Source organism: Acidovorax sp. Root275, assembly GCF_001428965.1.
In the GTDB taxonomy this organism is placed as follows: domain Bacteria; phylum Pseudomonadota; class Gammaproteobacteria; order Burkholderiales; family Burkholderiaceae_C; genus Acidovorax; species Acidovorax radicis.
Genome location: NZ_LMJH01000001.1, coordinates 467157 through 486452, shown reverse-complemented (window position 1 = coordinate 486452; position 19296 = coordinate 467157). Strand labels below are relative to the sequence as shown.

General features: G+C 67.3%; 20 protein-coding genes. 15 read left to right on the top strand and 5 right to left on the bottom strand.

Annotated features, from left to right (window positions below):
* The first annotated feature begins 78 nt into the window (after window positions 1-78).
* A complete protein-coding gene (locus ASE52_RS02265; protein ID WP_057223479.1) occupies window positions 79-1122 on the top strand; it encodes a LacI family DNA-binding transcriptional regulator in 1044 nt (347 codons plus the stop codon).
* Between the two features lie 47 nt (window positions 1123-1169).
* Here ASE52_RS02265 and ispF read toward each other — a convergent pair whose 3' ends face one another.
* Complete coding sequence (gene ispF / locus ASE52_RS02260; RefSeq protein ID WP_057223477.1) at window positions 1170-1649, bottom strand: 2-C-methyl-D-erythritol 2,4-cyclodiphosphate synthase; 480 nt, start codon at window positions 1647-1649, stop codon at window positions 1170-1172.
* A 97-nt stretch (window positions 1650-1746) separates the two neighbouring features.
* Window positions 1747-2667: a 2-C-methyl-D-erythritol 4-phosphate cytidylyltransferase gene (locus ASE52_RS02255; protein ID WP_140426119.1), complete on the bottom strand. Its 921-nt coding sequence runs from the start codon at window positions 2665-2667 to the stop codon at window positions 1747-1749.
* 100 nt (window positions 2668-2767) lie between these two features.
* Here ASE52_RS02255 and mfd point away from each other — a divergent pair, with 100 nt between their 5' ends.
* The 3 genes from mfd to ASE52_RS02240 all read left to right on the top strand — a co-directional run bounded on the left by mfd (window position 2768) and on the right by ASE52_RS02240 (window position 7757).
* The gene (gene mfd / locus ASE52_RS02250) at window positions 2768-6244 is read left to right on the top strand and encodes a transcription-repair coupling factor (protein WP_057225097.1); all 3477 of its coding nucleotides are present in this window, start codon (window positions 2768-2770) and stop codon (window positions 6242-6244) included.
* Window positions 6245-6322: 78 nt separating this feature from the next.
* Window positions 6323-7003, top strand: a complete 681-nt coding sequence (locus ASE52_RS02245; RefSeq protein ID WP_057223475.1) for a hypothetical protein — start codon at window positions 6323-6325, stop codon at window positions 7001-7003.
* The gene (locus ASE52_RS02240) at window positions 6987-7757 is read left to right on the top strand and encodes an alpha/beta family hydrolase (RefSeq protein ID WP_082606730.1); all 771 of its coding nucleotides are present in this window, start codon (window positions 6987-6989) and stop codon (window positions 7755-7757) included. The genes ASE52_RS02245 and ASE52_RS02240 overlap by 17 nt, the downstream gene beginning before the upstream one ends.
* A 136-nt stretch (window positions 7758-7893) precedes the next feature.
* On the opposite strand, the gene ASE52_RS02235 is transcribed toward ASE52_RS02240, so the two are convergent.
* On the bottom strand, window positions 7894-8493 hold the full coding sequence (locus ASE52_RS02235; protein WP_057223471.1) for an ATP-dependent Clp protease proteolytic subunit: 600 nt from the start codon (window positions 8491-8493) through the stop codon (window positions 7894-7896).
* 87 nt (window positions 8494-8580) lie between these two features.
* On the opposite strand from ASE52_RS02235, the gene ASE52_RS02230 reads away from it, so the two are divergent.
* The 3 genes from ASE52_RS02230 (at window position 8581) to ASE52_RS02220 (ending at window position 10352) form a co-directional block, all read left to right on the top strand.
* A complete protein-coding gene (locus ASE52_RS02230) occupies window positions 8581-9372 on the top strand; it encodes a sigma-70 family RNA polymerase sigma factor (RefSeq protein WP_057223469.1) in 792 nt (263 codons plus the stop codon).
* 163 nt (window positions 9373-9535) lie between these two features.
* On the top strand, window positions 9536-10018 hold the full coding sequence (locus ASE52_RS02225) for a MerR family transcriptional regulator (RefSeq protein WP_057223467.1): 483 nt from the start codon (window positions 9536-9538) through the stop codon (window positions 10016-10018).
* On the top strand, window positions 9945-10352 hold the full coding sequence (locus ASE52_RS02220; RefSeq protein WP_010460796.1) for a carboxymuconolactone decarboxylase family protein: 408 nt from the start codon (window positions 9945-9947) through the stop codon (window positions 10350-10352). Before ASE52_RS02225 ends, ASE52_RS02220 begins: the two co-directional genes overlap by 74 nt.
* Window positions 10353-10469: 117 nt before the next feature.
* On the opposite strand, the gene ASE52_RS02215 is transcribed toward ASE52_RS02220, so the two are convergent.
* Window positions 10470-10688, bottom strand: a complete 219-nt coding sequence (locus tag ASE52_RS02215; protein ID WP_010460793.1) for a hypothetical protein — start codon at window positions 10686-10688, stop codon at window positions 10470-10472.
* 364 nt (window positions 10689-11052) lie between these two features.
* Between ASE52_RS02215 and phnD the strand changes: the two genes are divergently transcribed.
* The 6 genes from phnD (at window position 11053) to ASE52_RS02185 (ending at window position 17375) form a co-directional block, all read left to right on the top strand.
* Window positions 11053-12111 (top strand): phosphate/phosphite/phosphonate ABC transporter substrate-binding protein, encoded by a 1059-nt coding sequence (gene phnD, locus ASE52_RS02210; protein ID WP_057223463.1) that lies wholly within the window; start codon window positions 11053-11055, stop codon window positions 12109-12111.
* Between the two features lie 143 nt (window positions 12112-12254).
* Window positions 12255-12968, top strand: a complete 714-nt coding sequence (gene serB, locus ASE52_RS02205; protein WP_057223461.1) for a phosphoserine phosphatase SerB — start codon at window positions 12255-12257, stop codon at window positions 12966-12968.
* A 29-nt stretch (window positions 12969-12997) separates the two neighbouring features.
* Window positions 12998-13582, top strand: coding sequence for a redoxin domain-containing protein (locus ASE52_RS02200; RefSeq protein WP_057223460.1), 585 nt, complete (start codon window positions 12998-13000; stop codon window positions 13580-13582).
* A 166-nt stretch (window positions 13583-13748) separates the two neighbouring features.
* Window positions 13749-14213 carry a (2Fe-2S)-binding protein gene (locus ASE52_RS02195; protein ID WP_057223459.1) on the top strand — a complete coding sequence of 155 codons (465 nt, stop codon included), beginning with the start codon at window positions 13749-13751 and terminating at the stop codon, window positions 14211-14213.
* On the top strand, window positions 14210-16315 hold the full coding sequence (locus ASE52_RS02190) for a molybdopterin cofactor-binding domain-containing protein (RefSeq protein ID WP_057223457.1): 2106 nt from the start codon (window positions 14210-14212) through the stop codon (window positions 16313-16315). The genes ASE52_RS02195 and ASE52_RS02190 overlap by 4 nt, the downstream gene beginning before the upstream one ends.
* Before the next feature lie 31 nt (window positions 16316-16346).
* Window positions 16347-17375: a helix-turn-helix transcriptional regulator gene (locus tag ASE52_RS02185; protein WP_241776897.1), complete on the top strand. Its 1029-nt coding sequence runs from the start codon at window positions 16347-16349 to the stop codon at window positions 17373-17375.
* Between the two features lie 52 nt (window positions 17376-17427).
* On the opposite strand, the gene ASE52_RS02180 is transcribed toward ASE52_RS02185, so the two are convergent.
* Window positions 17428-17970, bottom strand: coding sequence for an Rrf2 family transcriptional regulator (locus ASE52_RS02180; RefSeq protein WP_057223453.1), 543 nt, complete (start codon window positions 17968-17970; stop codon window positions 17428-17430).
* 90 nt (window positions 17971-18060) lie between these two features.
* Here ASE52_RS02180 and ytfE point away from each other — a divergent pair, with 90 nt between their 5' ends.
* Both ytfE and ASE52_RS02170 read left to right on the top strand, forming a co-directional pair.
* Entirely contained in the window at window positions 18061-18828 is a 768-nt protein-coding gene (ytfE, locus tag ASE52_RS02175) for an iron-sulfur cluster repair protein YtfE (RefSeq protein WP_057223450.1), read from the top strand.
* Window positions 18825-19286, top strand: a complete 462-nt coding sequence (locus tag ASE52_RS02170) for a group III truncated hemoglobin (RefSeq protein ID WP_057223447.1) — start codon at window positions 18825-18827, stop codon at window positions 19284-19286. The genes ytfE and ASE52_RS02170 overlap by 4 nt, the downstream gene beginning before the upstream one ends.
* Window positions 19287-19296: the final 10 nt, after the last annotated feature.

Below are 19296 nucleotides of genomic sequence, written 5' to 3'. Positions count from 1 at the left end.
TGGAAGCCTTTTACGGCGACCTCGGTCACCGATTGGGGGCGCGGTCTTGAAGGCCTTTGCCTTATATAGACTCGACGCATGCCGCTTAACCCCTCCAGTCCCCGCGCGCCCGCATCGTCAGCCACCCGCGACCGGCCCGTAGTGACGCTGCGCGAGGTGGCAGAACAGGCGGGGGTGTCGATGATCACCGTGTCCCGCGCGATCAATACGCCGAACCAGGTGTCGGAGCCTACGCGCACCCGGGTGCAGGCAGCGGTCTCCAGCCTGGGATATGTGCCCAATCTCATTGCAGGGGGCCTGCGTTCAGCACGCAGCCATCTGGTCACGGCCCTCGTGCCCACCACCACGGGGCAGCTGTTCGGCGAGATGGTCCAATCGCTCACCGATGCCCTGGAGCTGCGTGGCTACCAGGTGATGCTGGGCCAGGTGGGCTATGCACATTCGCGTGAAGACGAACTGCTGCGCGCCATCGTGGGCCGCAGGCCCGATGGCATTGTGCTCACCGGCATCATGCATTCCCCAGAGGGGCGGCGCCTGCTGCAGGCCTCCGGCATCCCCGTGGTGGAAACCTGGGACTTCACCCCCACCCCCATCGACATGCTGGTCGGGCTATCGCACGAACAACTGGGCGCCGCCGTGTGCAAGCACCTGCATGCCAAGGGACGGCGCCGGCTGGCGCTGCTCAGCGGAGACGATGAACGCGCCGCGCGGCGGCGCAAGGGTTTCTACGCCGAAGCGGACCGGCTGGGCCTGCGCGAGCCAGCGTTACAGCTGGAGAAGTCTCCCACATCCCATACCGAAGGGCGTGCAGGCCTGGCCGCATTGCTGGCGGTGCAACCAGATATCGACGCTGTATTCTGCAGCTCCGACATGCTGGCCCTGGGGGCGCTCACCGAAGCGCATGCGCGCGCAATGGCAGTCCCCGACCAATTGGCCGTCGTCGGTTTTGGAGACTTGGAGTTCGCCCAAACCGTGATCCCGAGCCTCACCACCGTGCGCATCGACGGCACCCGCATGGGCCAAACGGCGGCAGGCTTCATTGCCGATCGTGCCGAAGGCAAGCCAGTGGCAGAGCCTGTGGTGGACATCGGTTTTTCGATCATTGAGCGCGAGAGCGCCTGAACCCCTCTGTGGGATCTTCGCCGCCAGTCACGGCAGCGTGAGCACGGTCACACGGTGTAGATCAGCACCGCAGCCCGTGCCTCCATCGCCAGCCCCTGCCCCACCGGCCCCAGGCGCTCGGCCGTCTTGGCTTTCACATTGACCTGCCCCTCGGCGATGCCCACGGCACGTGCAATGGCAGCCCGCATGCCGGGAATGTGCGCGGCCAGGCGCGGTGCCTGCGCGACCACAGTGCTGTCGATATTGCCGATTTCGTACCCGGCCGCACGCACGCGCCGCGCGGCCTCGGCCAGCAAGACGCCGGAATCGGCGCCACGAAAGGCTGCGTCGGTGTCGGGGAAATGGCTGCCAATGTCGCCCAGGGCCGCTGCGCCCAGCAGCGCGTCGGTAATCGCATGCAACAGCACGTCGGCGTCCGAGTGGCCGAGCAGTCCCATGGGGTGGGCAATATCCACGCCGCCAATCACCAGACGGCGGCCGGGGACCAGTGCATGCACATCCCAGCCTTCACCAATCCTGAAATTCATCCGTTTGCCTTTGTTTGTGCGTGCCTTACGGCGTTGTGTTGCCTTGCGCCCCTGACTGCGCCGTGAGGCCGGGGTCGATGAACCGGAGGAAACGGTTCTAAAACAGATTCTTCTTGCCAGGGGCGGTGGTCACCTGGCCCCGGTCGCCACCAAAACGCTCCAGCGTCGTTCCGTGCGCACGCGCAGCAAGCACGGCGGCAGCCAACGCGAAATCGTCCGGGTAGGTGACCTTGAAGTTTTGCGCCCCTCCCTGCACCAGGCGCGGGTGCAGGCCCATCGCCTCCATGGCGCTGGCCTCGTCCGTCACGTTGGAACCCACCTTGTCCATGGCATCCATGAGCGGCCCGATGCGGAACATCTGCGGCGTCTGCGCAAGCCATTTATCACTGCGATCCACCGTGGAAGCCACGCGCACACCGCCCGGGCCGTCGATGGAGGTCTTGAGCGTGTCGGCCAGCTTGTGGGCCAACAACCCCCCCACGCTGTCGCCAGCACACTGGTCAATGAGGTGGTCGATCTGGTCGGCGGTCACCAGGCAGCGCGCCGCATCGTGCACCAGCACCCAGTCATCACGCAGCGCACCCCGCTCCAGCAGGGCCCGCAGACCGCCCAGCACCGTGTCAGCACGTGTCGGACCACCACACTCCACCACAAAAAACGCTGGGTGCGCATGTGCATCCAGAAACCGGTCCCCCGGGGCCACCGCAACCAGGGTGCCCAGCAGGCGCCCCACCCCGGCAAAAGCCGCCAGCGTGTGCAGCACCATGGGCTGCCCCGCCACCAGGTGGTACTGCTTGGGCAGGGGTGCCGGGGCCGTGGTTGGCGCAGCGTCCACGGCCGAGAAAGCGGCCAACGTCGATGTCAATGGCACAGCATTGCCTGAAGCCGGCGCCGGGGCCATCAAAGCGGCGCCAGCCGGAACAGCACGCGAGCCCATGCCGGCGCAGGGCACCAGCGCCCAAAATCGCCCGTGGGCAGACAAAGGAGCGAGCGGGGGGTGCAACAAGGGAGCAGTCATGGATCGCTCATTCTAAAATCTCCCGTTGCCTACCCATCCAGCCCGTGCGCGTTTTGCGCCCCTGGGGATGCGGCGGGCCCAGACGACACACACCGTCCGCATGGAACTGCCCAAACTCTCCCCCGGAAAACGCTTCACCCTGCCCCGCCCCGTGGGTAGCGCCGATTCGCTGCTGCTGGCCCGCCTGGCCGAACGTGACAAGGCCGCAGGGCGCACCACCGCCATCGTCACGGCCGACGCCACCGATGCGCAGCGCCTCATCGAGGAAATGGCGTTCTTCGCGCCCGGGCTGCGCTGCGCGCTGTTCCCGGACTGGGAGACGCTGCCCTACGACACGTTCTCGCCGCACCAGGATTTGATCAGCGAGCGGCTGGCCACGCTTTGGCGCATCAGCCAAAAAGACAAGGACACCGGGGCCGACGTGGTACTGGTGCCGGCCACCACGGCGTTGTACCGCCTCGCCCCGCCGTCCTTCCTGGCCGGCTACACCTTCCACTTCAAGGTCAAGCAAAAGCTCGACGAGGCCAAGTTCAAGGCCCAGCTCACGCTGGCGGGCTACAGCCATGTGTCGCAGGTGGTCAGCCCCGGCGAATACGCGGTGCGCGGCGGGCTGATCGACCTGTTCCCCATGGGCTCTCTGGTGCCGTACCGCGTGGACCTGTTCGACGACGAGATCGACAGCATCCGCACGTTCGACCCCGACAGCCAGCGCAGCCTGTACCCCGTGCCCGAAGTGCGCCTGCTGCCCGGCCGCGAGTTCCCCATGGACGACGACGCGCGCGCCAAGTTCAGGAGCCGCTGGCGCGAAATGCTCGAGGGTGACCCGACCAAGAGCCGCATCTACAAGGACATGGGCGCGGGCGTGGCCACCGCCGGCATCGAGTATTACCTGCCGCTGTTCTTCGACGAGACGGCCACGGTGTTCGACTACCTGGGCGGTGAGGCCACGGTGGTGCTGCACGGCGACCTGGAGCCGGCTTTCCAGCGCTTCTGGCAGGACACGAAAGACCGCTTCCGCCTGGTACAGGGCGACCCCGAGCGCCCGGTGCTGCCGCCCGAGGAGCTGTTCCTCTCGGCCGACCAGTTCTACACGCGCGCCAAGGAGCATGCGCAGCTGTCCATCCGCCCTGGGGTGGAGGACATTGCCGACAACCCGCACTTCCAGAAACTGGGCGACCTGTCGGTGGTGCGCGGCGCCGAAGACCCGCTCTCCCGGCTGCACGCCCACATCCGCAACACCCAGCACCGCGTGCTGCTGCTGGCCGAGAGCGCCGGCCGGCGCGAGAGCCTGCTCGACTTTCTGCGCGCCAGCGGGGTGAACCCGCCGGCCTTCGACTCGCTGGCCGAGTTCCAGGGCACGGCCGACGAAAAGGTGGGCATCGCCACCGCGGGCCTCACAGTGGGCTTCAGCTGGATCGAGGACGGCATCGACTTCGTCACCGAGACCGAGCTGTTCGCCGCCGGCCCCACCACGCGCCGGCGCAAGAAGCAGGAGCAGGTGAGCGACGTCGAGGCGCTGATCAAGGACCTGGCCGAGCTCAACGTGGGCGACCCCGTGGTGCACAGCGCGCACGGCATCGGCCGCTACCGGGGCCTGGTCAACATGGACGTGGGCAACAAGAACCCCGACGGCACGCCCGCCATGCAGGAGTTCCTGCACCTGGAATACGCCGACAAGGCCGTGCTCTACGTGCCCGTGAGCCAGCTGCAGCTCATCAGCCGCTACACCGGCGTCAGCGCCGACGAAGCGCCGCTGCACAAGCTCGGAAGCGGCCAGTGGGAAAAGGCCAAGCGCAAAGCCGCCGAGCAGGTGCGCGACAGCGCGGCCGAGCTGCTCAACATCTATGCCCGCCGCGCGGCGCGCGAAGGCCACGCCTTCCGCTACAGCCCGCAGGACTACGAGACCTTTGCCAACGACTTCGGCTTTGAAGAAACGGCCGACCAGAACGCCGCCATCCACGCGGTGATCCAGGACATGATCAGCCCCCGCCCCATGGACCGCCTGGTCTGCGGCGACGTGGGCTTCGGCAAGACCGAGGTGGCCCTGCGCGCGGCCTTTGTGGCCGTCACCGGCGGCAAGCAGGTGGCCTTTCTTGCGCCCACCACGCTGCTGGCGGAGCAGCACTACCAGACGCTGGTGGACCGCTTTTCCAAGTGGCCAGTCAAGGTGGCCGAGGTGTCGCGCTTTCGCTCGGGCAAGGAGATTACTGCGGCCATCAAGGGCATTGGCGACGGCACGGTGGACATCGTGGTCGGCACGCACAAGCTATTGAGCGAATCCACCAAGTTCCACAACCTGGGCCTCTTGATCATCGACGAGGAGCACCGCTTCGGCGTGCGCCACAAGGAGCAGATGAAGGCCCTGCGCGCCGAAGTGGACGTGCTGACGCTGACAGCCACGCCCATCCCGCGCACGCTGGGCATGGCACTGGAAGGCCTGCGCGACCTGTCGGTCATCGCCACCGCGCCGCAGCGGCGCCTGGCGATCAAGACCTTCGTGCGCAACGAGGGCACGGGCGTGATCCGCGAGGCGGTGCTGCGCGAACTGAAGCGCGGCGGGCAGGTCTACTTCTTGCACAACGAGGTGGAGACCATCGAAAACCGCCGCCAGAAGCTCGAAGAGATATTGCCCGAGGCACGCATCGCCGTGGCCCACGGCCAGATGCCCGAGCGCGAGCTCGAACGCGTGATGCGCGACTTCGTGGCCCAGCGCTACAACATCCTCTTGTGCTCGACCATCATCGAGACCGGCATCGACGTGCCCACGGCCAACACCATCATCATGAGCCGCGCCGACAAGTTCGGCCTGGCGCAGCTGCACCAGCTGCGTGGCCGTGTCGGCCGCAGCCACCACCAGGCGTATGCCTACCTCATGGTGCCCGACACCGAGGGCCTGACCAAACACGCCGCCCAGCGCCTGGATGCCATCCAGCAGATGGAAGAACTGGGCAGCGGCTTCTACCTGGCCATGCACGACCTCGAGATCCGCGGTGCCGGTGAAGTGCTGGGCGAGAACCAGAGCGGCAACATGCTGGAGGTGGGCTTCCAGCTGTACAACGAGATGCTCAACGAAGCCGTCAAGGCGCTCAAGGCCGGCAAGGAGCCGGACCTGCTCTCGCCCCTGTCGGTCACCACCGACATCAACCTGCACGCCCCCGCCCTGCTGCCCGACGACTACTGCGGCGACGTGCACCTGCGCCTGTCGTTCTACAAGAAGCTTGCCACCGCCAAGAACCCCGACCAGATCGACGGCCTGCTCGAAGAGATCGTGGACCGCTTCGGCAAGCTGCCGCCGCAGGCCCAGACCCTCATCGACGTGCACCGCCTGCGCGTGCTGAGCCAGCCCTACGGCGTGGTGAAGGTGGATGCAGCGCCCGGGGTGATCAATATCACCTTCAAGCCCCAGCCGCCCATCGACCCCATGCGCATCATCGAACTGATCCAGAAGAACAAGCACATCAAGCTGGCAGGCAACGAGAAGCTGCGCATCGAGCGCGAACTGAAGGACCCGAAGGACCGCGCGCAGATGGTGCGGGACATCTTGCGCAGCCTGGGGCAGCCGCTGATAGCTGTCTAAGGGTTTTTTGGATCAAATTGGCCTCTAGCGCTTATCCATAAAGCGCTGCTAGCTATCAATAGCGTAGTAAACAGAACCATGTGGCTGGAAGCCGCCCTCGCCCTCGTCGCTCTGGTTGCCGCCCTGGCGGCGCGGCCCTGGCGCATATTGGCCAGCCGCAAGCCCCTGGCACCCGGGGCCTTTGGCACGCCATCTGCGTTGTGGACACCGCTGCTGGCCACGCTGGTGTTTCTGCCCTGGATGTGGGCCCTGCCCACGCTGCACCACATGCCGCTGCAACTGCAGTGGTCGGGCGCATGCCTGGTGCTGCTCATGCTGGGTTGGCCGCTGGCCGTGCCGACGTTGCTGGCGGTGGGCGCCATCGCGGCGTTGGTCTCGCCCGGCCTAGGCGTGTGGGATGCACTGGGCATGGCCGTGTGGCAGGGCGTGGTGCCTGCCACGCTGGCGCTGCTGCTGGGGGTGGCGCTGCGCCGCCTGGCCGGTGCACGATCGCTTGCGGGCGTGCGCGCCTTCGTCTATGTGCTGGGGAGGGGCTTTCTGGGTACGGCGCTGTGCCTGTTCGTGGCAGGCACGCTGTCGCAATGGAACGGCCACACGCTGCCGGGCGTGGGTGGCCAGCTCTCGCTCGTGGCGCGCTGGCTGATGGCCTGGGGGGACGCGGTGGTCACCGGCATGCTGTGCGCAGTGTTCGTGGCGTTCAAGCCCGAATGGCTGGCTACCTGGTCGGACGATCTGTACCTCCATGGCGAAAAAAACTGACGCCCGGGAGGCAGCTGCGCCAGCCGCCGTGCGCACGGCTTTTACCGTGGCCTATGGCGCCCACTGGCTGCATGGCAGCACCTGGGGCCGCACGGCCGCTGCGGTGCCGCGCCTGGTGTCCCTGCACGGCGGCGGTGCGGCCACCGACCACCGCCGCATGGACTACCTGCTCCAGCCCCTGGCCGCCCAAGGCTGGGCCGGCTCAGCCTTCGACTTCGTGGGCCATGGCGCCACGGGCGGCAGCCTGCTGGGCTCCAGCCTGGCCGACCGCCAGGCCCAGGCGCAGGCCGTGGCGGCCCACCTGGGCCTGGGGGCCGCACGACCGCCCCTGGCCCTGATCGCCTCCAGCATGGGTGGCCACACGGCCTGCCAACTGCTGGATGCGCTGCAGCCCCGCGCCCTGGTGTTGTTCTGCCCCGCGGCCTACACGCCGGTGGCCGAGCACCAGCCCTTCGGCCCGGCTTTCCAGCAAACCCTGCGCACCACCACGGACTTCGCCGACGCTCTGGCCTGGACGGCATTGCGGCGTTTTCGCGGCCGATTGCTGCTGGTCTGGGGTGCGCAGGATGTGGTGATCCCGCCCGCCGTCATCCAAGGCTACGGCCAGGTCGCCACCGCCGCACGCAGCGTGGATGTGGTCCAGTTGCCCGGCGCGGGCCACGCCCTGCACGCCTGGCTGCAGGCCCAGCCCGTGGCGGCCCTGGCGCTGCAGCAGCGCATCGCCGCCCTGCTGGCGGCGGCCGAGCAGGACTGAGCCGCCCGGCCCCTGCCCCGGCCAAAACCGGCCCTGGGCCACGCCCGCCGAGACGGACACGGGACTTGCGGATGGCCCCACATGGCACCGTGCCGGCGGACACCCTCGACAAGAGATTTCCTACGCGGCAAAGGGCTCAAGCGCCCCGCAGCTCGGTCTTGCGCTCGATGATGCGCGTGATCAACCCATACTCCACCGCCTCCTCGGCCGGCAGCCAGCGGTCCCGCTCGATATCGACCAGCACCACTTCCAGCGGCTTGCCGGTCTCGCGCGCGATGGTGCGTGCGATGCGCTCGCGGGCCTTGACGATCTCCTGCGCCTGGATGGCGATGTCACTGGCGGGCCCACCCGTGCCACCACTGGGCTGGTGGATCAGGAAGCGCGTGTTGGGCAGGCAATACCGCCGCTCGCGGGGCGCCGCCAGAAAAAGATGGGTGGCCGCGCTGCCGACCCAGCCAGTGCCGATCATGTTCACCGGCGCAGCGATAAAGCGCAGGATGTCGTGAATGGCATCGCCCGATTCGAGATGGCCTCCGGGCGAACTCACCAAAACATCGATGGGATCGGCGCTTTCAGCGTCCAGCGCAATGAGCCGGCGCGTCACATCCGCCGCCATGGCGTCGGTGACGGTGCCAAAGATCAACAGGGTGCGCGCCTTGAAGGCTTTTTCTTCCAGGTATGACGTGCGTGGCTCGGTGCTGCGGGATGGCTCGGGAGTGTCTGGGGTGGTGTTCATGGAAAGGTCCGGGGAGTTGAACTGCCTTGACGAACGAGACGCGGCTTGCGTGACACGCAGCCCGCTGGCCTATGGCAAGATTTGCCGATGCACGATGACCGCCTGCGTCCCCTGATCGAAGCCAACCGCCACCGCCTGGTGCGCGCCGCCACCCGCCTGCTGGGCCCGGCAGAGGCAGAAGATGCCGTGCAGGACGCTTATGTCCGCGCACTGGAAGTGGGCGCCACACCTGAACTCAACGCCGCACAGGCCTGGCTGCTCACGGTGGTGCGCAACCTGGCCATCGACCGCCTGCGGCGGCGCCAGTGGATGCAGCACTGGCTGGCGGAGGCCAACGATGCCCGCAACGGCGTTGAACCCGCGCACACCTCTGCCGAAGAGGATGCAGCGTTGGCGCAAGAAGCCACCCGAGCGCTGCGCCACCTGGCCGCCCACCTGGCACCGGCCGAGGGCGCCGCCGTGCTGCTGCACGAAGTGTTCGAGGCCAGCCATGCAGAGATCGCCCTGGCCAGCGGCAAGACCGAGGCCGCCAGCCGCCAACAACTGCGGCGGGCCTTGCTGCGGCTGCGGCAGTCGGGCGACACACCGCAGCCCGAGATCGACTCCGGTGAAGAGACGGTTTTGCGGCGGTACCTGCAGTCACTGCAATGGCGAGACCCACAAACGCTGTGGGCCATGCTCAACCAGCCGCCGATCAGCGCGCTGGCGGGGTTCCACGCGATGGCAGTGCCCGCCGCGGTGGCTCCGCGCACCACCACCAGCGGCATGGTGCAGATGGGCGGCCAGCTGGGCCTGGTGCTCACGCTCGACGGCGTCATGCTGTGTGTGCTGCCGCTGGGTGTGCGGGCGACATGCGACCTGGAAGCCGCGCTGCGGTAAGAACCTGTTGTAGCGGCGGCAATCACCGGGTAGCGGCTGTGCCAACTGCCTGCACCGTCACGAAGACCTGGGCCCGTGCCCCCTCAACGCTGATCGACAGCGACGGGACAAGCCGTCAATGAGCGCTTGACTTAGAGTGCGCTCCAACTTTCAGAATGTTCCCATGGCATCCCTCCTCACCATTGCCGAAGTCGCAAAACGCACCGGCCTGACCGCGCACACCCTGCGCTACTACGAGCGCGCTGGCCTGATCGCGCCCGTAGCGCGTGCGCCCGGTGGCCAGCGCCGTTATGCGGCTTCGGACATGGAATGGATCGGATTCCTGCTGCGCCTGCGCGAGACCCAGATGCCCATCGGGCAGATGCAGGCCTTCGCGCGGCTGCGCAGCGAAGGGAACACAACCACCCCCGAGCGGCGCGAGCTGCTGGAGCAGCATCTCGCGCAAGTGCTCGCCACGATCAGTGCCATGCAGCAGTCCGCACAGGCGCTGCAAGCCAAGATCGCGCACTACCGGGATCTGGAAGCTTCCCTTCGCCACACGCCACAACCGTCACCCAGCCAAGGAAGCACCCATGTCCCCCGAAACCAATCCACGTTATCTCCAGGGCCTCGCCAAGTTGCGCGAGATCGACGGACAAGCCGGTGAGCACGTCATTGCCAGCCTGGCCGACATTGCCCCCGACTTCGCCCGCTATCTGATCGAGTTCCCCTTCGGCGACATCTATTCCCGCCCCGGGCTGGACCTGCGCAGCCGCGAGATCGCGGTGGTGGCCGCGCTCACGGCGCTCGGCAACGCAGCACCCCAACTCAAAGTGCACCTGCAGGCGGCGCTGAACGTGGGCGTCACACGCGAGGAAATTGTGGAAGTCATCATGCAGATGGCTGTCTACGCGGGCTTCCCGGCGGCACTCAACGGGCTGGCAGCGGCGCGCGAGGTGTTCGCAGCGGCCGATGCCCCAGCAGAAACGGCGGCTGCCTAAACCTCCGCCCTGCCGCCGAAAGCACCGCGCAAACGGCCACAGCCACGTAGCGAATACCCCCGTGGCAGGCGGTATCGCTGCGCGCGCGTCAACCCGCCAGCGACAGGGCGGGCTGCGTCAACCCAGCGCCAGACTGCCGGCATCCAGCGCAGGAGGGCGCAACAGGTCTTCGTCGATGCCCATCACCCGGCTGGCACGCTCCACGGCCTGCCACAGCGGCGCGGGCATCTGAAGAATCTCTTCGGGCGAGGCAGAGCGTGCAATCCATGCGCTGATCTCCCCGTGCTGCTCGCTCGTCAGCAAATCCAGGTTCAGCATTTCGTCAATGGTCTTCATCGGGGCTTGTTAGCTTGTTGGTTGGTAGGGGCTGGCCCCCATGGACCACCGCTGAGGCTACCTGACAAACATGCTGTCCGCAGCGTCGATCTCAAGCCCGGCCGAATCGCTCAGCCCCCTCGCCGCCGGCATTGAGCGGCAATCATTAATCCCATAATCACCAATATCTCTACCACAGTATTTATACCAAGCATTATTGAAAGCCAATTGAAAGATAACCATTACCCAAGGGTTCTCACCGATTTGCGCACGTGGCGCCACTGTCACTATATTCCACACCAATGCCAAAAACCTGATCAACGGATTTAAAGCAGCCATTATCCGGCGTGCCGGATTTCAGCAAATAATCTTGAGGAGATTTTCAATGGTGCATGTCGACGCGCATTGGAGCCGCAGACGCTGGCTGGTTGCCGGCGGGCTGTTGCCGTTGGTGCCGCCTTGGGGCCACGCCGCTCCATCGTCGCCATCTGCCACCGCTGCGACAGGCAACACGCGCAAATCGCCACTCGTGTTTGCAGTGATCACCCCCAGAGGCTCCGACGCCGCTGTGGCGGCCTGGACATCCTTTGTGAAAAGGGTGTCGCAGGAGCTGGGGCAGCCGATCACCCTCAAGGCATGGGTATCGCCCGACTCAGCCGCGTTGGCGAACGCATTTGCCAACGGCGAGATCGACCTGGCCTGGGTGGGCAACTCCGCAGCACTGGCGGTGGTGGAGCGGGGTGTGGGCGAGGTCTTTGCCCAGATGGTGACCGACACCGGCAGTACCGGCTACCACGCCATCATCGTGACGCACAAGGACAGCGGCCTCAAGACCCTGGACGCGGCCCAGCAGCCCGGCAAGGGCCTGGTCTTTGCCGATGGTGAGACCAAGAGCTTCTCGGGCCACCTGGTGCCGCTGTACTACGCCTTCGTCAAGCGGGGTATCAACGACCCGGCAAGCCTTTACAAGGAGGTGCGGCGCGGCAGCCACATCGACAATCTGACCCTGGCCGCGCAACGCAAGGTGGACCTGGCCACCGCCAATGATGAAGAACTCAAGATGTTCAAGGCCAAAGATCCGGACCTGGCCAGTCAACTGAATATCCTGTGGACATCGCCGGTAATACCACAATCTCCGCTGATCTGGTCAACAGCCCTTTCGCTGGATTTGCGCCGCAGGATTCAACAGGTGATTACTTCTTTCGGGAAGCACAATGCGCTGGACGAAGAAGTCTTGAAACAGGTCAACAACCTTTCAGCCTTCAGAAAATCCCGAAACTCCCAGCTCATCACCGCTGGCGACATCGACATGTTCGTGGCGTGGCAGCAGGTCAATCGCAGCAAGGACCTGTCCGAGGCCGAGAAAGCCCAGCGCATCCGCGCCATCAGCGAACGGGCTTCGCGCCTGGAGCTGCGCCTGAAGCTCCCGCCCAGCGTGCTGTAGCAGGGCACACATTGCAGACCGAAGGGCAGGTAGCGGGCACCCGGACGCACATGCCAACCTTCGCCCGCCGCCTGTGGCAATCGGCGCGGGCGATACCATTGCGGGTTGTTCACCCCCGATAAAAACGAACCCCACGTTCTGCCATGACCCACGCTACCGAATTCGCCCCCGGCCTCGTCATCCAGGGCATCACGCCCCCGCTGTCCCTCTCGAACTACAAGCTCATCGCGTTTGACATGGACTCCACCCTCATCAACATTGAGTGCGTGGACGAAATCGCCGACGCCGCAGGCCGCAAGGCCGAGGTGGCCGCCATCACCGAAGCGGCCATGCAGGGCGTGATCACCGATTACAAAGAGAGCCTGCGCCAGCGCGTGGCCCTGCTCAAGGGCGTGACGGTGCAGTACATGGAACAGGTGTTCACCGAGCGCCTGCGCTTCAACCCTGGCGCCAAGGAGCTGATCACCGCGGCCAAGGCCGCAGGCCTGACCACGCTGCTGGTCTCGGGCGGCTTCACCTTTTTTGCCGACCGCGTGAAGGCCGGGCTGGGCATTGATTTCGCCCGCTCCAACATGCTCGAAGTGCAAGATGGCCAACTCACCGGCCGCATGGTGGACCAGGCCTGGGGCGACATCTGTGATGGCGCCGAAAAGCGCCGCACGCTGCTGGAAGTGGCTTCGCTCATGGGCATCTCGCCGCAGCAGGCGATTGCGGTGGGCGACGGCGCCAATGACCTGCCCATGATGGGCGCGGCCGGCCTGTCGGTGGCCTACCACGCCAAGCCCGCCGTGCGCGCGCAGGCCAAGGTGGCCATCAACCAGGGCGGGCTGGACCGGCTGCTGGAAGTGCTGCGCTGATCCCCCGCGGTATCTCCCTTCACCCATTCATGCTGAAAGTCCGCATCACCCGCGCTGCGCAGTCCCTGCGCAAGGGCTGGAAGCAGCACATGGTCACCCTTGTACTCGCCTGGATCGCCATCGTGGCGGTGGACACCTGGCGCACGCGCGACCTGCCCCAGGGCCCTGCGCCCGATGTGGCGCTGGTGATGGCCCCCAGCGCTGGCGCCACCGCCCCCACCACCCTGGCCCAGTGGCGTGCCCAGCACCCCGGCCAGGCCGTGGCCGTGCACTTCTGGGCCGAATGGTGTGCAGTCTGCAAGCTCGAAGAGCCCAGCATCGCCAGCCTCTCCTCCGACTGGCCCCTGCTGGGCGTGGCCATGCAGTCGGGCAACGCCGAGCGGGTGGCCCAGGTGCAACGCCAGCGCGGCATGCCGTGGCCCACGGCGGTGGACCCGCAGGCCACCCTGTCGCGCAGCTGGGGCGTGCGCTCCGTGCCCGCGCTGGTGGTGATCGACGCGCACGGCCAGGTGCGGTTTGCCACCTCGGGCTACACGCCCGAATGGGCGATGCGCCTGCGGCTGTGGTGGGCGCAGACCATGCCGCAGTGGAAAGTATTGCTTCCAAAACAATAGCTGATTGCGCTTGATGGACGCGCGCAGACGGCCATTTTGACCACTATTTTTTGCTCCACCGGGCGCCCTATGCCCTGATGCGCCCCGCGCTGCATGTGGCGCAAATCTTCAAGACCAGCCACCCCCGTCCTTTGCACACTGGCCCCGTCACACCCACGGAGGCCCCATGCACATCACCCTGAACCAACAAGCCCAGCCGGTGCCTCCCGGCTGGGAGGACGAACCCCTGCTCTGGCTGCTGCGCGAGCCCCTAGGCCTCACGGGCACCCGCTTTGGCTGCGGCATGGGCCAATGTGGCGCCTGCACCGTCCTCATCGACGGCGTGGCGCAGCGCGCCTGCCTGCAGACGGCGCGCGGGCTGCAAGGGCGCTCCATCACCACCGTCGAAGGCCTGGCGGCACCCGACGGCACGCTGCACCCCGTACAACAGGCCTGGCTGAACCTGCGCGTGCCCCAGTGCGGCTACTGCCAGAGCGGCCAGATCATGGGCGCCGTGGCCTTGCTGCGCGCCACGCCCCGCCCGAGCGATGCACAGATCGACGTCGCCATGTCGGCCCACCTGTGCCGCTGCGGCACCCAGCACCGGGTGCGCGCCGCCATCCACCAGGCTGCTGAGGGTGCGAAGCCATGAAGCGCCGCCAGTTTTTGGCAGCGGCAGGCGCCGGGGTACTCACCGTCACGCTCGCGGGCTGCAGCCTGGTGCCGGTGATCCCCAAGCGCCCCACTTCCACCGCCAATGACGCGCTGGGCTGGATACGGCACGAAAACGGCCGCTACACCCTGTGGCTGCCCAGCGCCGAAATGGGCCAGCAGATCAGCGCCGCCATGCAGGGCCTGGCCGCTGCCGAGCTGGGCGTGCCGCCTGCACAAGTACACCTGCAACTGCCCAGCACCCGCCACATCGCCCGCGTGCGCGCCACCGTGGGCAGCGCCAGCGTGCAGGACTTTGCCCTGCCCCTGGCCCGCGCCTGCGCCACGCTGCGCGAGGCCCTGGCGCAAGGCCAGACCACGGGCACGCTGGCCGCGCGTGACCTCCCGGCCAATGCGCTGCGCAGCCTGCGACCGCGCACCGGGGCGGCCAAAACAACGCCTGCGGCACCGGGCCAGCTGCACGCCCTCGTCACCGGCCAGCCGCTGTTTGCGGGTGACACGCGCCTGCCCGGCCTGCTCTACGGCCGCGTGCTGCGCGCGCCCGTGTCGGCCGAACTTGCCTCACGGCCCTTGGTGTTTGACGAAACCGCCGCCCGCGCCGATCCCGCCTGCGTGGCGGTGGTGCACAACCCGCGCCTGCAACAGATGGGCAGCCTGGGGTTGGGTATCGTGGCCCGCACGCCCTCGGCACTTGACCGCATCGAGGCCGCCCTGGCCGTCCAGTGGCAGGTGGATGGCAACGCGTTCGAGCAGGCCGCGATCGACGAGCGCATCGACATCGACACCCACCTGCACCGTGGCGCGCTGCAGCATCGCCTGCGCAAGGACGACCTGCCCGCAGACACCGCCTGGACGCTGGACCTGCGCATGGACATCCCCCTGGCTGCCCACGCACCCATCGAGCCCCGCAGCGCCACGGCGCACTGGCTGGCCGCCGCAGACAAAGGCATCGCCCTGAAGGTATGGGCGGGCACGCAGGACCTGTTCTACGTGCGCGACGTGCTCGCACGCCAGCTGGGACTGGATGCGGAACGCATCGAGGTGCAAGCCTGCCGCATCGGTGGCGGCTTTGGCGGCCGCACGCTTTGTACGGTGGAGCTGGAAGCCGCCGTGCTCGCCCAGGCTGTGGACGGCCCCGTCAAGGTGCAGTGGAGCCGCGCGCAGGAGTTTGCCCAGGGCTTCCAGCGCCCGCCCTCCAGCCACCGTGTGCGGGCGCGGGTGCAGGGCGGGCGCATCACCCACTGGTGGCATGCGCTGGCCAGCAGCCACATCCTGTTCACACCCGCCGCCATGCCGGTGTGGATGCAGACCCTGGCCGACCTGGCGGGCGACAGCGGCGTGGCGCGCGGCGCGCAAATACCGTACGACGTGCCCCAGCAGCGCATCGAGTTCACCGCCCAGCGCCTGCCCGTGCACACCGGCCCCTGGCGCGGACTGGGTACGGGGCCCAACACCCTGGTGGTGGAAAGCGCCATGGACGAATGCGCGCGCCACGCAGAGGCAGACCCATTGGACTGGCGCCTGCAGCACACCACCGATGCACGCCTGGCCCAGGTGCTGCGCCGCGCCGCCGCTGAGGCCCACTGGCCAGAGCGCCCCGCCAGCGACGCCAGCACCTTGCGCGGGCGCGGCATCGCGGGCGGCATCTACAAGGGCGTGAGCTACGCCGCCGCCGTGGCCGATGTGGAAGTGCAACGCGCCACCGGCCAGGTGCGCGTGGTGGCGCTGTGGTGCGCGCACGACTGTGGCCTGGTGCTGCAGCCCGACGGCGTGCGCGCACAGACCGAGGGCAACCTCGTGTGGTGCCTGGGCATGGTGCTGCACGAGAAGTTGCCCATCGCCCGCTCGGGCGTGGCAGCGGCCAGCTTTGCCGACTACCCGCTGCCACGCATGGGCGACATTCCGCCGCTGCATGTGCACCTGATCGACAGCAGCGCGCCGCCCACCGGTGCCGGAGAAACCGCCATGGTGGCCGGGGCCGGAGCGATCGCCAACGCGCTGCGCGACGCCACAGGCGTGCGTTTTGTCCGCCTGCCGGTGCGCAGCGCGGATGTACTCCGTGCCCTGGGCGCGCACGGCTGAACGTCCCAACAAGCAACGGCACAATCCGCCCATGCAAGACTTTGCCAGCGCCGCCATGGTCCGCCTGCTGGTGCGCGCCGTGGCTGCGCACGGGCTGGTGCCGCCACCGCCCCCACCGGGTGCCGACGGGCTGGCCGCGAGCCACGTGCCCCTGGCCTACAAACGCAGCGTGGTCGAAGCCGTGCTGCACCAGGGCGGCCTGGGCACACTGCTGCAGCTGGCACAGCAGGTGGACCTGCTCGCGGGCGACCCCGTGCACCGCGCCCTGCTGGGCGCGACCTGCGTGCCCGAGCTGCTGACACGCTGGCAACGGCTGGAGCGGTACGTACATTCGCGCCACCAGGTCAGCATCCTGGCCAGCGCACCCGGCACCCTGGCGCTGCACCACCATGCCCGCCCCGGCGTGCTTGAAACGCCCCTGCCCACGGAAAGCCTCGCCGTGCTCGGCGTGCTGATGGGCGCCAGCCACGCCATGGGCGTCCGGGGGCTGCAAGTGGACCTCGGTGCACCCGAGGCCCCTGCTCAACGCGTGAACCTGCGGATTGGAGTCCCTGCCACGGCGCCAACCGAGCTGCACGCGCAACTGGCACCGCTGGCCGCGCAAGGGCAGATGGGCCATTGGACCTTGCGTTGGGAAGTGCACACAGACGAAGGCAAGGCCCCCGTCGCCCCCGCCCTGGAGCCCCAGCCCGCCACCCACCTGTGCGACGCCCTGCCCTGGCCGCCGCTGGCGCACCAGCTGGCGCGCCATGTGCTGCAGGACCCGGCAGCGCAGCACACGGTGGATGCACTGGCCCAGCACACGGGCCTGGCCCGCCGCAGCCTGCAGCGGGCGCTGACCGAACGCGGCCTGAGCTGCCGCCACATCGTGACCGAGGCACGCGCGCGTCTGGCGGCCCAGTGGCTGCTGGACAGTCCACATGGCCTGGCAGAAATCGGGTTCGCCTGCGGCTTTGCCGACCAGCCCCACTTCACGCGCGAGTTCGCCCGCCACGTGGGCCTGACACCCGCGCGCTATCGGCAGGCCTTTGCAGGAGTCATCGCGTCCGGCGGTGGATAACTACAAATTGAATAGCTAAAAACCCATACCCATCAAGCGCTAGCAGCCATTTTTATTCAATTTCTGATGCTGCCGATGGCAACCCCGCCACCGGCAAGCGCCGGCGCGGCGTGGCGCCGTTGCGTGGCAGCGCCACGGCGGGCAGCAGGGCACGCACAGCGCCCCCGCCCGCCGATGCAGGCCCAGCAGGGGGGGCCATCAGATCCTCCAGCGTCACGCCATCCAGCACCGCCAGATAGGCCTGCATGGCCTGCCAGAGCACGCCTTTGAGGCGGCAATGGCTGCTCAGGCGGCATTGGTTGGTGGCAGGGTCAAAACACTCCACCAGGTTGAAATCGGTTTCGGTGGCGCGCACCACCGCACCGATGTTGATGGCGGAAGCGGGCAGCATCAGCCGCATGCCGCCGCCCCGCCCGCGGGTGGTCTCCAGCAGGCCCTGTGCAGACAACTGCTGCACGATTTTCATCAGGTGGCTGCGCGAAATGCCGTAGCCCTCGGCCACCTCGGTGATGGTCACCGGCTGCTCGCGGCCTTCGGTGGCCGCGCAGTACATGAGCACGCGCAGCGTGTAGTCCGTCCATTGGGTCAGGCGCATGGAATTTGCCCCAGGTCAATTAAAAGATGCATCTCGTTGGAATTTTATTGGATAAAATATTCACATCAAATGAATCTTTAAAGGACCACCATGAACGCCCGCGTTGATCATCTGGAAGCCGCCCCTCTCGCCCCCGCCCCCCTCAGCACCGAGCAGCAGATCGGCCAGATCGCGGTGCAACTGCCGGGCGCCACCGCCGTGTTCCGGCGGCTCAAGCTCGACTTTTGCTGCGGCGGCCAGGTCAGCCTAGCCAAGGCTGCTGCCGACAAGGGGCTGGATGCCAACGCCGTGCTGGCAGAACTGGCAGCCCTGCAACGCAGCGATGCCGTGCCCGAAGCCGCCTCGCCCAGCGCGCTCATCGACCACATCCTGGTCCGCTACCACGAGGTGCACCGGGCCCAATTGCCCGAACTGATCCGCATGGCCCGCCGCGTGGAAGCCGTGCACCGCGACAACCCGCATGTGCCGGCCGGGCTGGCCGACCACCTCGAAGAAATGCACGAAGAACTGCTGTCGCACATGCTCAAGGAAGAACAGGTGCTGTTCCCCATGCTCAAGGCCGGCAGCAACCCGTTTGTGGGCCAACCCATTGGCATGATGCGCGCCGAACATGTGGACCACGGCGAAGCACTGGACAAGCTCAACGCCTTGACCAACGACGCCACGCCCCCCCAAGGCGCCTGCAATACCTGGCGCGCGCTGTATGCGGGCATTGCCCAGTTGGGCGATGACCTCATCAACCACATCCACCTCGAAAACAACGTGCTGTTCCCCCAGTTTGAAGCCAGCGCGGTCCCCTCGCAGGGTTGCGGTCCGTCAGGTTGCGCCTGCAGCGGTGGGGGCACACTGCAGGCATGAACCTGCAAACCACGTCACCCGAGGGTCTTGGGGCACACGCACCACCCAGCGTGGAAAGCATCACGCGGCTGGTGCATGGTTTTTATGGCGATGTGCGCCAGGACCCGCTGCTGGGGCCTGTGTTTGAAAAGGCCCTGCACGGCCAGTGGGACACCCACCTGCAGCGGCTGGTGGACTTCTGGAGCACCGTGGCACTTGGCACGCGCAGCTTCAAGGGCGACGTGTTTGGCAAACACATGGCGCTGGAGGGCGTCACGCCCGCCCACTTTGCCGCCTGGGTAGGGCTCTGGCAGCAGCACACCAGCCGCCTGTTTGCCCCCGAGGTGGCGCGCGACCTGCAAGTGGCAGCACACGGGATTGCGCGCAACCTGTTCCGGGGCTACTTTGGCGCCGATCCAGCGTTTGCGCCGACCCGCAGCGAAGACGACGGGCACGGGCCGCAGCCTCGGGACGGCTGAAAGGCAAAGG